Below are 12,943 nucleotides of genomic sequence, written 5' to 3'. Positions count from 1 at the left end.
CCGGATCCGAGCGTCCGGAGAGGATCTTTAGGGTCGGCTTAAGGAAGCGGTAAGCGGGGGCCAAGGAACGGGTCGTGCGGCACCTGCCCGAGCCCGTCGCGGCGGCGGACGGATCCGTCGCCGACGGCAGGCAACGCCCCGACTACACGAGCAGCGCGGGCAGGCCGCCCGGGGTCCGGGCCTGCTCGTCCAGGGCGTCGAGGGCCCGGACGGCCTGGGCGGCGGCCTCCGGGTCGGTGGTGGCGAGACCGCTCTCGGCGAACTCGTCCTCGTCCAGGCGCAGTACGGAGCTCCCGTCCGCCGAGACCCACAGGTCGAGGTCCAGGTCCTCCACCGTGATCACCCCCTCGCGCAGCACGGCCGGGCGCGTGACATCGCAGTACCAGCCCTTGAGGACGCCGTCGCCGGTCCACACCTCCTTGACCGCGTACCAGCGGGTGCGCCAGAAGTGCTCGACGAACACGTCGCCCGGCTCGAAGCGCACGAACCCGAAGTCGCGCACGCCCTCCGCCGCCCAGGGGGCGCGTACGGAGATCCGGTCGCCGTCGTCGGCGACCTGCGCGGCCGGGTAGCGGATCTTCACCCGTCCGGCCTTGACCAGGGCCACGGTCAGTTCCTGCACGCTCACTTCGTCTCCAGTTCTTTCGCGTAGCGCGTCTCCGTCGCGCAGACCTCGTATCCGAGCCGCCGGTTGACGGCGAGCATCGGATCGTTGCCGGTGTCGTTGCCGGTGAGCGCCACCGTGTAACCGGCCGCGCGGGCCCGGTGCAGGGAGACGGTCTTGGCGAGTCCGGCCAGTCCGCGACCGCGGAAGGCGCGCAGGGTGCCGGTCATCCCCGTCGAGTAACGGGTTGCACCGTCGGTGTGCACGGCGGTGAAGGCGGCGACCGTTCCGTCGACCAGGACGACGGTGGTCAGCTCCTTGTCGAGGGTGGGGTTGCGCCAGACGTGCCCGAGCCAGTCCTCGTAGTCGTCGAGATCGACGCCCACGTCGCCCGGCTCGTCGGAGGTGGTCTCCGCGTCCGCGGTGAACAGCGGGCGCGGGTCCGCGGCGAAGGCGGAGCCCGGGCGGACCTCGACCCCGGACGGCAGCGACTCGGGGAGCGGCGGCAGGGCGGCCGCCGCCAGGTCCAGGCGCAGGAAGTGCGAGGAGCGGCCGGGGCGGTAGCCGCGGCGCTCGGCGAAGGCACGGTGGCCTGGTTCGTCCATGACCCACGCGTACGTCTCCACCGCGCCCTGGGCGGCCAGGTACTCCTCGGCGGTGCGCAGCAGCAGGCCGCCCGCGCCGAGGCCGCGGTGGGAGGGGTCCACGTAGAGGTTGACCGTCGACCGGCCGGGCTCGGGACTGTCGTGGACGATGCCCACCTGGGCGGTGCCGATGACCCGGCCGTCGTCCGTCTCGGCGACCAGGACCCGGTAGCGCCGGCCCGGGTGGGCGGAGGAGAGTTCGAAGCCGATGCCCTCGGCGGTGTTCAGCAGGAAGGGCAGCGCGCGGTCGCGTACCCGTACGACGGCCTCGGCGTCGGAAGGCTCGCCCGGGCGGAGGTCGCGGATCGAGACGGTCATGCGGCCGACGCTACGTGCGGGGTGGGCCGGGCGCCTCCCAATTACCCGGCGATGGTGGACAATCACCCGCGTGACCTCGACGAACCTGAAGATCACCATCGATGTGCGGACCGGCTCGGCCGCCCCGTACGAGCAACTGCGCGCGCAGATCGCCGACCGGGCCCGCACGGGGAAACTCCCGGCCGGCTTCAAACTGCCGACCGTGCGGGGGCTGGCGGAGGAACTGGGGCTGGCCGCCAACACCGTCGCCAAGGCGTACCGGGCGTTGGAGGCGGACGGGGTGATCGAGACGCGCGGGCGGAACGGGACGTTCGTCGCGGCGGCGGGCGAGGGCGCCGCCCGCGAGGCCGCGTCCGCCGCGCAGGCCTATGCGGATCGGGTGCACCGGCTGGGCCTGACGGAGGCCGAGGCCGTGTCCGCCGCCGCCGAGGCACTTCGGGCCCGGTACACCGCCCGGTAGCCCCGGGTGCGCCGCCGCTGCGGGGGCTCCGCCCCCGGACCCCCGCGCCTCAAACGCCGGCGGGGCTGGATTTGGCCGCTGCCGTCCGCCAAGCGCGGCTGGGTTGCCCGCAGGGCACGCCAGAGCCTCCTGGCGCCGCTCGGGGCAACTCCAGCCCCTCCGGCGTTTGAGGAGCGGGGTCTGGGGCGGAGCCCCAGGTCGTCGAGCCGAACTCGAGGAACCGCCCGCCCGCCGGAGGCTAGAGGTACAGGCCCGCCTCCGACTGGGTCTGCGGCGGCAGCACCGCCGGGCCCGTGCCCCGCCGCAGGGCGAAGAGTTCCGCCAGGCTCGCGCCCTCGCGGGACACGCCCTCGTCCGTGCCCAGCCAGTCCACCGCCTCGCGGTGGGTCAGCCGGCCGACCTCGATGCGCGCCAGGCACCGGCCCGGGCGGACCACCGCCGGGTGGAGGCGTTCGAGGTCCTCGTTGGTGGTGACGCCGACCAGGACGTTGCGGCCCTGGCCCAGCAGTCCGTCCGTGAGGTTCAGGAGCCGGGACAGCGCCTGCCCCGCCGTGTGCCGGGCCTCACCGCGGATCAGCTCGTCGCAGTCCTCCAGCAGCAGCAGCCGCCAACGGCCCTTGGCCGTGCCCTCGTCCTCCCCGATCGCGATGTCCATCAGGTAGCCGACGTCGTTGAACAGCCGCTCGGGGTCCAGTACGCAGTCCACCTGGCACCAGTCCCGCCAGGACCGCGCGAGGGTGCGCAGCGCCGAGGTCTTGCCCGTTCCCGGCGGCCCGTGGAGCAGCAGCAGCCGGCCCGCGATGTCGTCCGGGGTCACCTTCATCAGCCGGTCCATCGCCCCGGCCACCGGCGCCGTGTAGTTGGGCCGGACCTCCGCCCAGGTCCCGGCGGCGATCTGGCGGGTCGTCCGGTACGGTCCCCGGCGCGGGGACACGTACCAGAAGCCCATCGTGACGTTCTCGGGCTGCGGTTCGGGTTCGTCCTGCACGCCCTCCGTGGCGTCGCCCAGCACGCTCTGGGCGAGTTCGTCGCTGACCGCCGTCACCGTGACGTCCGCGCCCCGGCTCCAGCGCGAGACGAGCATGGTCCAACCCTCGCCCTCCGCGAGGGTGGCGCTGCGGTCGCTGTCGCGCGCCGAGCGCAGGACCGTGGCCCCGGTCGGCAACAGGGTGGCATCGGCCTTCACCCGGTCGATCGACAGGCTGTGCGAGTACGGCTGTTCACCGGACGCGAACCGGCCGAGGAACAACGCGTCCACTACATCCGACGGCGAATCGCTGTCGTCGACATTGAGCCGGATCGGCAGCGCGTCATGCGGGTTGGCTGGCATGGCGCCCATGATCCGGCACGTCGTGCCCTCTTGCACCCGTGTTTCCCCGGTTCGGGTGGCCAAGTTCCCTCTTCAAACGTGCCCGACGTGAAGATTCGGCCCGGAACTCCACCCCGAACATTCTTGGCATGAACACTTCCAGGAGTGCCCGGCTCCTTGTACCACGGACTCAGCAGTAACTCCGCGGTAACTCCGGTGTGACACCGGCGTCACACCGGAGGAACCCCCCCACCCCCCCACAAGGGAGCCGCACCCCCATGAGCATGAGAATGACGCGTTTCGCCGCCTTGACGTCCTCGCTGTTACTCGCAGCGGGCGCAGCCCTGTTCGGCGCGGGCCAGGCGGCCGCCGCGGCCCGGGCCGACTTCGGCTACGTCGCCCTCGGCGACTCGTACTCCTCCGGTGTCGGCGCCGGCAACTACGACAGCGCGAGCGGCAACTGCAAGCGCACGACCCGCGCCTACCCCGCCCTGTGGGCCGCCGCCCACGCCCCGCAGACCTTCTCCTTCGCCGCGTGCTCGGGCGCCCGTACGGGTGACGTCCTGTCCGGTCAGCTCGGCCCGCTCAACTCCGGCACCGACCTGGTCAGCATCACCATCGGTGGCAACGACGCCGGATTCTCCGACGTCATGACGACCTGTGTGCTCCAGTCCGAGGCCACCTGCGTCGCCCGCGTCAACCAGGCGAAGGCGTACGTCGACTCCACCCTCCCCGGCCAACTCGACCAGGTCTACAACGCGATCTCCGGACGCGCGCCCTCCGCGCACGTCGTCGTCCTCGGCTACCCCCGCTTCTACAAGCTGAACGGCACCTGCGTCACCGGCCTCACCGAAGGCGAACGCTCCGCCATCAACGGCGCGGCCGACTACCTCAACGCCGCCATCGCCAAGCGCGCCGCGAACCACGGCTTCACCTTCGCCTCGGTCGCCGGCGCCTTCACGGGCCACGAGATCTGCTCCGGCGACGCCTGGCTGCACAGCGTCAACTGGCTGAACATCGGCGAGTCCTACCACCCGACCGCCGCCGGACAGTCCGGCGGCTACCTGCCCGTCTTCACGAACGCGGCCTGACCGGCCGCGGAACCGGCCGCAGGGCCGGCGAGGGGGCCGGTGACGGGACTGGCGACGGGATCGGCCGCGGGATCCGCCGCGGCCGGGCTCGGCGTCGGACTCGGCGCCGGTGACGACCCCGGACCGGGGGAGGGGGCTCCGCTCGTCGGGGTCCCCTTCTCGCACGTCACGGAGATGTCCACCCACTGGGTGGCCACCTCCGCCGGCCCCCGCACCTCCAGCCGTACCGCGTCGTTCCAGTCCGCGTCCGCCACGTACGTGAGCTCGCTGTGCTCCAGCCGCCGGCTCTTCGGCCCGCCCACCTCGTACGTGACGGACTGCCAGCCAGGTCCCGAGCTCTTCCCGCTCCGGGTGGCCCACCGGTACTCCAGCGTCACCGGGGTGCGCTCCACCTCGACCGTGGCCGTGAAGGCGGGCGCCCGATCGGCGGGCGGCGGGCAGGAGCCGGTGTAGGCGGAGCGCACGACGTCCACGTACGCGAGCACGTGCCCACCCGCCGCGCCCGACGGCGACGCCGAGGCGGACGCGGGGGCCGAAGCGGACGGCGCCGCAGAGGGCGTCGCCGAGGCGGCCTGCGAGGTGGCCGGCGAACCGGTCGGGCCCGTGCCCCCGCCGCCCGCGGGGCTCTGGCGGTCCTTCACCAGCAGCCACCCCAGCAGGGCCAGCGCCCCGAGCAGCACCACGATCCCGACGGTCAGCACCGCCCCGGCCCCGCTCCGCCGCGGCGCCTCCGGTCCCGGCTCGGCAAGCGCCCGAGCCTGCGGATGCGGTTGCCGGTGGTCGTGCCCGTGGTCGTGTCCGTGGTGGTGTGCGACGGCCGTCGGCGAGTCCGGCCCCGACACCGGCCCGCCCGGAGCCCGTACGGCCCCTCCCGCACCCACCACCCGCAGCATCCGGGCCGCTTCCGCCGCGGACAGCCTGGCGGCGGGGTCCTTGCGCAGCAGCCCCTCCAGCAGGGGCGCCAGCGGGCCGGCCCGGTGCGGCGGCGGCAATTCCCCCTCCACCACCGCCTGCAGGACCTCGGGCGGGCTCCCGCCCCGGAACGGCGGGAGGCCCTCGACGGCGGTGTACAGCATGACCCCGAGCGACCACAGGTCCGACGCGGGGCCGGGATCCTGACCGAGCACCCGCTCCGGGGCCAGGAACTCGGGGGAGCCGACCACCTCGCCCGTCATCGTGATCGCCGAGGAACCCTCCAGACTGGCGATCCCGAAGTCGCTCAGCACCACCCGCCCGTCGTTGGCGATCAGCACGTTGCCGGGCTTGACGTCCCGGTGCAGCACTCCCGAGTCGTGCGCCGAGCGCAGTGCGGCCAGTACCTGCTCCCCGATGTGCGCGGCGCGCTGCGGGGGCATCGGCCCTTCGGCCTCCAGCACCTCGGCCAGCGAGAGCCCCCGCACCAGCTCCATCACGATCCAGGGCCGGCCGTCCTCGGAGGCCACGTCGTAGACCGTGACGACCCCGCGGTGCGAGACGCGTGCCGCCGCCCACGCCTCCCGCTCCAGGCGCCGGTACATCCGGGCGAGTTCGCCGGCCTCCATCCAGGCCGGCGCCCGTACCTCCTTGACGGCGACCTCACGGGCCAGCACCTCGTCCCGGGCCCGCCACACGACGCCCATTCCGCCGCGGCCGATGGGTTCCAGCAGCCGGTAACGGCCGGAGACGACACGATCGGAGTGCGATTCCCCACCCACGTCACCCGGTCCACGCACGTTCCCAGCCACGCGAGCCTCCCATGCGTCATGAGGTGATCACTCCAAGTTAGCGCAGGGCGGGCGATGCGGCCCCTGTTGTGACGCGACTGGTGGTCGACCGTTCCGAACTCGGCACATCCATGCGGAGAGTGACGGATGACTCCGCTGAGTAATCGTCAACTCCCTGTCGCGATAGGGGTAATTCACACCACTGGGATACCCGAGGGCGTTGCGGGGGCGATAGGGTTAACCTGCCCGGGCCGGGTGCCCTCGTACGGGTGGGGAGAGATCATGGAACAGATAGCAATGCGCAGCAGGCCGCCACGCGTGCCTGCCATCACCTGCGGCAGCAGCGCGAGCAGCTCGCGCCTCGACCGTCACCTCGCCGTGCTGGGCGGACCCGCCGTCCCGCACCGGGAGACCGCCGAGGCGACCCTGCTGATGCGCGAGCTCACCTCCCGCGACCACACGCACCGCCTGCGGAGCCGGAGCGCGCGCGTCTCGCTCTTCGCGCCGCTGCGCCGTCTGCGTCGCACGCTCTTCGGCAGCCGCCGCTCGTAACTGCCCGCCCGTCCCCGCACCGCAGCCGTCGGCCGTCCGGCCGCCGGTTCCCCGGCCCTACGCGAACACGCCCACCACACCGTCCCGGCGAAGGTCCGAGATCTGCGCGCCCGTCATCCCCAGGGCGCGCAGCAGGGCCTCGGTGTGTTCGCCCAGCGCGGGCACCGCACCCATGCGCGGTGCCGCGCCACCCGGCAGCCCGATCGGCGGCAGCAGGGCCCGCAGCGGCCCGGCCGGTGAACCCACCTCCCGCCAGCGGTCCCGGGCCGCCAGCTGCGGGTGCCCGGCGAGCTGTGCCACCGAGTTCAGCCGCGCGCAGGCGATGCCCGCCGCCTCCAGTCGCCCGATCGCCTCGTCCGCGCCCAGCCGGCCCAGCGCCTCGGTCACCACCGCGTCGGTCTTCTCCCGGTTCGCGGTGCGCGCGGCGTTCGTCGCGTACGACGGGTCCTCGGCCAGCTCGGGCCGTTCCAGCACCTGCCCCGCCAGCCGCCGCCACTCGCGGTCGTTCTGCACGGACAGCAGCACCCGGTCCCCGTCGGCCGTCGCGTAGGCGTCGTACGGCGCGATCACCGCGTGCGCGAGCCCCGTCCGTACGGGCTGCTCCCCGCCGTGCATCGTGTGGTGCAGCGGATGCCCCATCCACTCGGCGAGCGCGTCCAGCATGGAAACCTCCACCCTGCCCCCGCGCCCCGTGATCCCGCGGCGCAGCAGCGCGGCGAGCACCCCCGAGAAGGCGTACATGGCCGCCGCGATGTCCGCCGCGGGAATGCCCGCCTTGACGGGTCGCTCCGGGGTGCCGGTCACCGACACCAGCCCCGCCTCGCACTGCACGAGCATGTCGTAGGCCCGCTTGTGCGCGTACGGTCCCTCCGCGCCGTAGCCGGAGACGTCCACGGCGACCAGCCGCGGGTAGCGCGCGCACAGCGCGGCCGAGTCGATCCCCAGCCGGGCGGCGGCCCCCTGCGCGAGGTTCTGCACGAACACGTCGGCGTCCGTCAGTAGTCGGTGCAGGACCTCCAGGCCGCGCGGATCCTTCAGGTCGAGCGCGATGGACTCCTTGCCCCGGTTGGCCCACACGAAGTGCGAGGCGAGGCCGTGCGCGGCGGTGTCGTAGCCGCGCGCGAAGTCACCGCCGTCGGGGCGCTCGACCTTGATCACCCGCGCGCCGAGATCGGCGAGCTGGCGGGTGGCGAACGGGGCCGAGACGGCCTGTTCGACGGCGACGACGGTGATGCCGTCGAGCGGGAGCGGTTCGGGCGCGGCGCTTTCGGTGTCCATGGCACCGATGCCTATCCCGTACGACCCCGCCCTGTCACCCCCCGGGCGGTCTCTTCCGGGCGCCGCTCAGCCCGCCGCACCCCGGGCGAACCGCCGGGTCGCGAGCGGTGCGAACACCGCGAGCAGCAGTACCGACCAGGCCAGGGCCCCCGCCACCGGGTGCGCGGCCGGCCAGGCGGCGCCCGCCGCGGCCTCGGCTCCCGCGTTGCCGCACAGGTCCCGCACGGCGGTGGCGACGGCGCTGATCGGGTTCCACTCGGCGACCGTGCGCAGCCATCCGGGCAGCCCGGCCGTCGGCAGGTACGCGCTCGACAGCATCGGCAGTATGAAGGTGGCGCTGCCGAGCTGGCCCGCCGCCTCCTCGCTCTTGCTGAGCAGGCCGAGGTACGTGCCGACCCAGGCGGAGGCGAAACGGAACAGCAGGAGCACGCCCAGGGCCCCCAGCGCGCCCGGCAGGCCGGTCTCGACCCGCCAGCCCATCGCGAGCCCCACCAGCATCAGCGGCACCATCGAGGCGGCGGTGGTGAGCAGGTCCGCCGAGGTCTGCCCGAGGGGGACGGCGGCGCGGCTCATGGGCAGGGTGCGGAAGCGGTCCATCACCCCTCGGTGCGCGTCCTGCGCCGCCGTGAACATGCCGGTCATCAGGCCGTTCGCGGCGGTGGCGGCGAGCAGGCCGGGGACCAGGAACTCGCGGTACTCGGCGCCCGGCATGGCCAGCGCGCTGCCGAAGACGTAGCCGAAGAACAGCAGCATCGTGATCGGCATGGTCTGCGTGAGGATCAGCAGGGCCGGGGCGTGCCGGGCCTTCTGCAGCTGACGGGTCAGGACGGCGCCGCCATCGGCGAGCAGGGTGCTCATGCCGCGTTCTCCTTCACGTTCTCCTCCGGGGCCACGGGGGCGGGGATGCGGGTGAGGCGCAGGAACACCTCGTCGAGGGTGGGCGGGCGCAGGCTCGCGTCGGTGACGGGCACGCCGGCGGTGTCGAGTTCGCGGATGATCCGGGGCAGGGTCAGCCCGGAGTCGAGGACGGTCACCCCGACGGTGAGGCGCTCCTCGTCGAGCGCGGGCCGGCCGCCGGTGAGCCGGTCCAGTACGGCCGCCGCGCCCGGGAGGGCCGCCGGTCCGGCGACGGTGACCTCGGCGCGGGCGCCGATCCGGGCCTTGAGTTCGGCGGGGGTGCCGTTCGCGACGGCCCGGCCCCGGTCCACGACCGCGATGTCGTCGGCGAGCCGGTCCGCCTCCTCCAGGTACTGCGTGGTGAGCAGCACCGTGGTGCCCTCGGCGGCCAGCTCTCGAACGGCGCTCCAGATGTGCTCACGGGCCGACGGATCCAGGCCTGTGGTGGGCTCGTCGAGGAACAGCACGCCCGGGCGGGTGATCAGCCCGGCGGCCAGGTCGAGGCGGCGGCGCATCCCTCCGGACCAGGTCCCGGCGACCCGGTCCGCGGCCTCGCCGAGCCCGAAGCGCTCCAGCAGCCCGTCGGCGCGGGCCCGGCCCGCGGAGCCGCGCAGTCCTGCGAGCCGGGCGAAGAGCCGGAGGTTCTCGCGGCCGGTCAGGTCCCCGTCGACGGAGGCGTACTGACCGGTGACCCCGATGGCGCGGCGGACGGCGGCGGGCTCGCGGGTGACGTCGTGGCCGGCGACGAGCGCGCGGCCGCCGGTGGGCGCGGTGAGGGTGGTCAGGATCCGCACGGCGGTGGTCTTGCCCGCGCCGTTGGGGCCGAGGAGGCCGCAGACCGTGCCCTCGGGCACCGCGAGATCGAGCCCGCGCAGGGCGTGGACCTCCCTGTAGCTCTTCTCCAGCCCCTCACTAAGTACAGCGTACGTAGTAGTCATGTGTGGCACCCTACCCCACTACGTACGGCGTACGTAACTAAGATGGGTGGCGAGACGACGAGGTGATCCGAGCGATGACAGCCGGCGGGCGACCCGCTGAACCCGAAGTGATCTGGTCCCGCCCGCAGCGGGCCGGCCGAGGCCCCCGGCCCGCGCACAGCCGCGAGTCGATCGCCGGCGAGGCGGTGCGCATCGCCGACGCGGAGGGGATCGAGGCCGTCTCCATGCGGCGGGTCGCCGCCGGGATCGGCGCCGGGACGATGTCCCTGTACAACTACGTGCCGCGCAAGGACGACCTGTACGAGCTGATGGTCGACGCGGTCAGCGGCGAGTACGAGTTCACGCGGCCGAGCGGCGACTGGCGGGCCGACCTGCTCGCCCTGGCCCGCCAGACGCGGGAGCTGATGCACCGCCACCCGTGGCTGCCGGGGCTGCTCAGCCCCGTCCACGGCTTCAGCCCGAACGCCCTCGCGTACCTGGAGCACAGCCTGGACTGCCTGGCTCCGCTGGACGTGCCGGACGGCGAGAAGCTGGAACTCGTCGCCGCGGTCAACGGCATGGTGTCCACCTACGTGGCGAGCGAGCTGGCACTGGCCGAACGGGCCCGCTCCCTGCCCTGGAGCGAGGCCGCCGAAGCGGGCGCCCGGGCCGCCTGGCTCGGCTCACGACTGGCCACCGGGCAGTACCCGCGGCTGGCCGCCGCCCTCACGAGCGCCCGGCCCGTCCCCGAACCGGGGCTGGACATGGCGGCCGTCTTCGACCGGTCGGTGTCCAGGCTGCTCGGGGCCTGGGGCGACGCGTAGGCCGTCCGGCGCCGGTCGGAGCGGTGGCGGACGGCGCCGCGGGGGGTCCGGCGCCGGTCGAGGGGTGGCGGACTGCGCCGCGGGCCGTTCCGCGCCGCTCAGAGCAGCGCGAACTGCCCGCCCGGGCCCTCCTCCTGGTGGTCCAGGACCGAGGCCGGGCGCCGCGCCGAGCGCGGCGGCGGCAGCACCCCGGCCGCCCGCAGCGCGGACGCGGGCAGTAGTGGGCCCGGCTCGAAGGCCGCCCGCTCCGGGGCCAGGTCCGCCAGCAGCGCCAGGGTCGTCACCAGCGCCAGCAGCTCCGAGGTCCACGCCTGCGGCCACTGCGCCGGACCCAGCGCCACCAGCCCGTCGGCATCCGGAGCGCGGTGCGCCACCCGGGCCGCGAACCAGGCCTCCAGCACCCGCACGCCCTGCGCCTCGTACTCCCACGCCCCGGACGGCACGGGGGAGACCGTGCCCGCGCCGAGGCCAAGGGTCTCGCTCTCCTCGTCGTACGACAGCCCCTGCGGCCACGCCCCGACCGCCGAGCGGACGTACGGCCGGCGCCCGCCGGGCAGCCGGGGCGGCTCGCCGCCCCGCGCCCCGCGCAACTGGACGGTGAGCAGCCGGTGTCCCAGCTCCAGCCCGGCCCGCCAGCGCCCGGGGTCGGCCGCGAGGGGGACCTCGTACCCCCGCGGCCCGGGGCGGCCCGCGGCGAGGATCCAGCACAGCAGGTCCTCGGGCGTGACCCAGCCGCCGTGGCGCTCGCCGAGCAGGGGGAGCAGGCCCGGGGCGACATTGGGCTCGGCGCCGCCGGGACGCCGGTGCAGGGGCCGGATCCGCCCGAGTCGACCGGCCGGGAGGTGCGCGCTGACCAGCAGCTCGGGGGTCTCGACCGCGAAGAGCTGGTGTTCGTCCAGGACCCGCCACAGCTCCGGGCGGGCCGAGTCGATGAGCCGCTGGTCGGGCAGGAGCCACTGCTCGTCGAAGGGCTCGCGGAGCACCCGTACGGGCTCCGGGCACGGCCCGGGCTCGTCCGCGAAACGGGCCGTGGCCGCCGAGCGTTGCCCCGGCAGCGCGGCCGCCCCGGAGGTGGGGGTGCGCAGCCGGCTCGGGCGGAACAGCCGCTCCCGGTCGGCGCCTTCGGCACCGGTCAGGGCTGCCCAGCGGGCGCGCAGGGAAGCGGGATCGGGCGCGGCCACCCAGTCCCGGCCCAGGCGCAGCCCGCCCACGGACCAGGGCATCAGATCGTCCAGCAGCGCTACGTCTTCGCTCACGCCGCCGATGGTAGCGACGGGACCTGGTGGCCGGGCTGCGCCCAGGCCGAAGAGCTACGCTCCTTATGTACGCGTATGAGGTCTATGCGCGGAATCGACCGAGGAGATGTCATGAGTCAGTACGACGAATACTCGACTCCGTCGCAGGCCGAGGGGGAGCGGCTCGACGAGGACATGGACGAGACCCAGATGCAGCAGACGCACCACCCGAAGACGATGCGCACCACGCCCTCCCAGGCCGAGGGCGAGCGGTCCGCGGAGGACGACGAGAAGCGGTAGCGGAGGGCGAAGCGGTAGCGGAGGGCGGCGGCCGCCGTCCTCAGTGCGCGTCGACCGTCACCGTGAAGGAGAACCGGTCGCCGCGGTAGCGGATCCGCGCCACGTCCACCACCCGGCCGTCGTCGTCGTAGGTCACGCCCGTGTAGTGCAGGATCGGGCTGAGCAGCGGGACCTGGAGGAGCTCGGCCGTCTCGGGGTCGGCGAGCCGGGCCTCGACCGTGTCCGTGATCCGGCTGATGCGCACTCCGACGATGTCCCGCAGCACCTTCGTCATCGGCCACCGTTCGAGATCGGCGAGCTGCACGGACTCGGCGAACTCCGGAAGGACCGCGTTCTCCGCCCAGTTGCTGGGCTCGCCGGTCTCGCGGTCGTGGCGCAGCCTGCGGTAGGTGACCACCTCCGGGGTGTCCGGGAAGTGGTCCAGCAGCTCCCCGGACACCGCCGTCCGCGCGTGCCCGAGGATCGTCGTGCGCTCACCCGACTGCTGGGCCACGATCGTGTCGACCGAGCCCAGCAGCCGTACCGGGGCGGCACGCCGGGCCCCCGGCTCGATGAAGGTGCCGCGCCGCCGGTGCCGGCTGATCAGCCCCTCGCCCTCCAGCTCCTTGAGCGCCTGCCGCATGGTCAGCACGCTCACCCCGTAGTGCTCGGCGAGCTGCTCCTCGGTGGGCAGTCGCAGGGAGGCGTCCGGCGTGCGCCCGAGTATCGAGGCGCGCAGCGACTGCGAGACCTGGTACCAGAGAGGGAGCTTCCGGTTCAGGACCAGCGAGTCGGGGGCGAAGGCGGTCACGGGTGCGGTCTCCGTAGGGCT

The 12,943-nt window shown here is 74.0% G+C and carries 14 protein-coding genes; 5 read left to right on the top strand and 9 right to left on the bottom strand.

Annotated features, from left to right (window positions below; all coding sequences use genetic code 11):
• Window positions 1–142: 142 nt before the first annotated feature.
• Together ACIQ5Y_RS22705 and ACIQ5Y_RS22700 are read right to left on the bottom strand one after the other, a co-directional pair.
• Window positions 143–628, bottom strand: coding sequence for a DUF402 domain-containing protein (locus ACIQ5Y_RS22705; RefSeq protein ID WP_403883235.1), 486 nt, complete (start codon window positions 626–628; stop codon window positions 143–145).
• A complete protein-coding gene (locus tag ACIQ5Y_RS22700; protein ID WP_403883232.1) occupies window positions 625–1,566 on the bottom strand; it encodes a GNAT family N-acetyltransferase in 942 nt (313 codons plus the stop codon). Before ACIQ5Y_RS22700 ends, ACIQ5Y_RS22705 begins: the two co-directional genes overlap by 4 nt.
• A 70-nt stretch (window positions 1,567–1,636) precedes the next feature.
• On the opposite strand from ACIQ5Y_RS22700, the gene ACIQ5Y_RS22695 reads away from it, so the two are divergent.
• Window positions 1,637–2,026, top strand: coding sequence for a GntR family transcriptional regulator (locus ACIQ5Y_RS22695; protein WP_403883230.1), 390 nt, complete (start codon window positions 1,637–1,639; stop codon window positions 2,024–2,026).
• Between the two features lie 238 nt (window positions 2,027–2,264).
• Here ACIQ5Y_RS22695 and ACIQ5Y_RS22690 read toward each other — a convergent pair whose 3' ends face one another.
• A complete protein-coding gene (locus tag ACIQ5Y_RS22690; RefSeq protein WP_403883227.1) occupies window positions 2,265–3,356 on the bottom strand; it encodes a DUF5925 domain-containing protein in 1,092 nt (363 codons plus the stop codon).
• A gap of 263 nt (window positions 3,357–3,619) precedes the next feature.
• Here ACIQ5Y_RS22690 and ACIQ5Y_RS22685 point away from each other — a divergent pair, with 263 nt between their 5' ends.
• Window positions 3,620–4,426 (top strand): SGNH/GDSL hydrolase family protein, encoded by an 807-nt coding sequence (locus ACIQ5Y_RS22685; protein WP_403883446.1) that lies wholly within the window; start codon window positions 3,620–3,622, stop codon window positions 4,424–4,426.
• Here the strand turns inward: ACIQ5Y_RS22685 and ACIQ5Y_RS22680 are convergent.
• Window positions 4,396–6,150, bottom strand: a complete 1,755-nt coding sequence (locus ACIQ5Y_RS22680) for a serine/threonine-protein kinase (RefSeq protein ID WP_403883224.1) — start codon at window positions 6,148–6,150, stop codon at window positions 4,396–4,398. The genes ACIQ5Y_RS22685 and ACIQ5Y_RS22680 overlap by 31 nt on opposite strands.
• 261 nt (window positions 6,151–6,411) lie before the next feature.
• Between ACIQ5Y_RS22680 and ACIQ5Y_RS22675 the strand changes: the two genes are divergently transcribed.
• Window positions 6,412–6,681 carry a hypothetical protein gene (locus ACIQ5Y_RS22675; RefSeq protein ID WP_376655948.1) on the top strand — a complete coding sequence of 90 codons (270 nt, stop codon included), beginning with the start codon at window positions 6,412–6,414 and terminating at the stop codon, window positions 6,679–6,681.
• Between the two features lie 57 nt (window positions 6,682–6,738).
• Here ACIQ5Y_RS22675 and ACIQ5Y_RS22670 read toward each other — a convergent pair whose 3' ends face one another.
• From ACIQ5Y_RS22670 to ACIQ5Y_RS22660, 3 genes are all read right to left on the bottom strand, one after another.
• Complete coding sequence (locus tag ACIQ5Y_RS22670) at window positions 6,739–7,959, bottom strand: CaiB/BaiF CoA transferase family protein (protein WP_403883221.1); 1,221 nt, start codon at window positions 7,957–7,959, stop codon at window positions 6,739–6,741.
• A 66-nt stretch (window positions 7,960–8,025) separates the two neighbouring features.
• Window positions 8,026–8,817 (bottom strand): ABC transporter permease, encoded by a 792-nt coding sequence (locus ACIQ5Y_RS22665; RefSeq protein WP_403883218.1) that lies wholly within the window; start codon window positions 8,815–8,817, stop codon window positions 8,026–8,028.
• Window positions 8,814–9,794 carry an ATP-binding cassette domain-containing protein gene (locus ACIQ5Y_RS22660; protein WP_403883215.1) on the bottom strand — a complete coding sequence of 327 codons (981 nt, stop codon included), beginning with the start codon at window positions 9,792–9,794 and terminating at the stop codon, window positions 8,814–8,816. The genes ACIQ5Y_RS22665 and ACIQ5Y_RS22660 overlap by 4 nt, the downstream gene beginning before the upstream one ends.
• A 74-nt stretch (window positions 9,795–9,868) precedes the next feature.
• On the opposite strand from ACIQ5Y_RS22660, the gene ACIQ5Y_RS22655 reads away from it, so the two are divergent.
• On the top strand, window positions 9,869–10,597 hold the full coding sequence (locus ACIQ5Y_RS22655; RefSeq protein WP_403883212.1) for a TetR/AcrR family transcriptional regulator: 729 nt from the start codon (window positions 9,869–9,871) through the stop codon (window positions 10,595–10,597).
• 98 nt (window positions 10,598–10,695) lie between these two features.
• Here the strand turns inward: ACIQ5Y_RS22655 and ACIQ5Y_RS22650 are convergent, their stop codons facing one another.
• Window positions 10,696–11,820, bottom strand: coding sequence for a type ISP restriction/modification enzyme (locus ACIQ5Y_RS22650; protein ID WP_403883443.1), 1,125 nt, complete (start codon window positions 11,818–11,820; stop codon window positions 10,696–10,698).
• Window positions 11,821–11,964: 144 nt separating this feature from the next.
• Between ACIQ5Y_RS22650 and ACIQ5Y_RS22645 the strand changes: the two genes are divergently transcribed.
• Window positions 11,965–12,132 carry a hypothetical protein gene (locus tag ACIQ5Y_RS22645; protein WP_384591369.1) on the top strand — a complete coding sequence of 56 codons (168 nt, stop codon included), beginning with the start codon at window positions 11,965–11,967 and terminating at the stop codon, window positions 12,130–12,132.
• A gap of 40 nt (window positions 12,133–12,172) precedes the next feature.
• Here ACIQ5Y_RS22645 and ACIQ5Y_RS22640 read toward each other — a convergent pair whose 3' ends face one another.
• A complete protein-coding gene (locus tag ACIQ5Y_RS22640) occupies window positions 12,173–12,922 on the bottom strand; it encodes a GntR family transcriptional regulator (protein WP_403883209.1) in 750 nt (249 codons plus the stop codon).
• Between the last annotated feature and the right edge of the window lie 21 nt (window positions 12,923–12,943).

Origin of the sequence: Streptomyces sp. NPDC096339, from assembly GCF_044762985.1 — a bacterium.
Lineage (GTDB): Bacteria > Actinomycetota > Actinomycetes > Streptomycetales > Streptomycetaceae > Streptomyces.
Note: the sequence above shows the minus strand (reverse complement) of the source record. Positions and strands in the feature narration are given on the sequence as shown.

What these genes read in the sequence shown, in the direction of transcription:
- ACIQ5Y_RS22700 (WP_403883232.1), bottom strand. Translation starts at nt 1,566, where the DNA reads ATGACCGTCTCGATCCGCGACCTCCGCCCGGGCGAGCCTTCCGACGCC.
- ACIQ5Y_RS22685 (WP_403883446.1), top strand. Translation starts at nt 3,620, where the DNA reads ATGAGAATGACGCGTTTCGCCGCCTTGACGTCCTCGCTGTTACTCGCA.
- ACIQ5Y_RS22645 (WP_384591369.1), top strand. Translation starts at nt 11,965, where the DNA reads ATGAGTCAGTACGACGAATACTCGACTCCGTCGCAGGCCGAGGGGGAG.
- ACIQ5Y_RS22665 (WP_403883218.1), bottom strand. Translation starts at nt 8,817, where the DNA reads ATGAGCACCCTGCTCGCCGATGGCGGCGCCGTCCTGACCCGTCAGCTG.
- ACIQ5Y_RS22690 (WP_403883227.1), bottom strand. Translation starts at nt 3,356, where the DNA reads ATGCCAGCCAACCCGCATGACGCGCTGCCGATCCGGCTCAATGTCGAC.
- ACIQ5Y_RS22660 (WP_403883215.1), bottom strand. Translation starts at nt 9,794, where the DNA reads ATGACTACTACGTACGCTGTACTTAGTGAGGGGCTGGAGAAGAGCTAC.
- ACIQ5Y_RS22670 (WP_403883221.1), bottom strand. Translation starts at nt 7,959, where the DNA reads ATGGACACCGAAAGCGCCGCGCCCGAACCGCTCCCGCTCGACGGCATC.
- ACIQ5Y_RS22675 (WP_376655948.1), top strand. Translation starts at nt 6,412, where the DNA reads ATGGAACAGATAGCAATGCGCAGCAGGCCGCCACGCGTGCCTGCCATC.
- ACIQ5Y_RS22650 (WP_403883443.1), bottom strand. Translation starts at nt 11,820, where the DNA reads ATGCCCTGGTCCGTGGGCGGGCTGCGCCTGGGCCGGGACTGGGTGGCC.
- ACIQ5Y_RS22655 (WP_403883212.1), top strand. Translation starts at nt 9,869, where the DNA reads ATGACAGCCGGCGGGCGACCCGCTGAACCCGAAGTGATCTGGTCCCGC.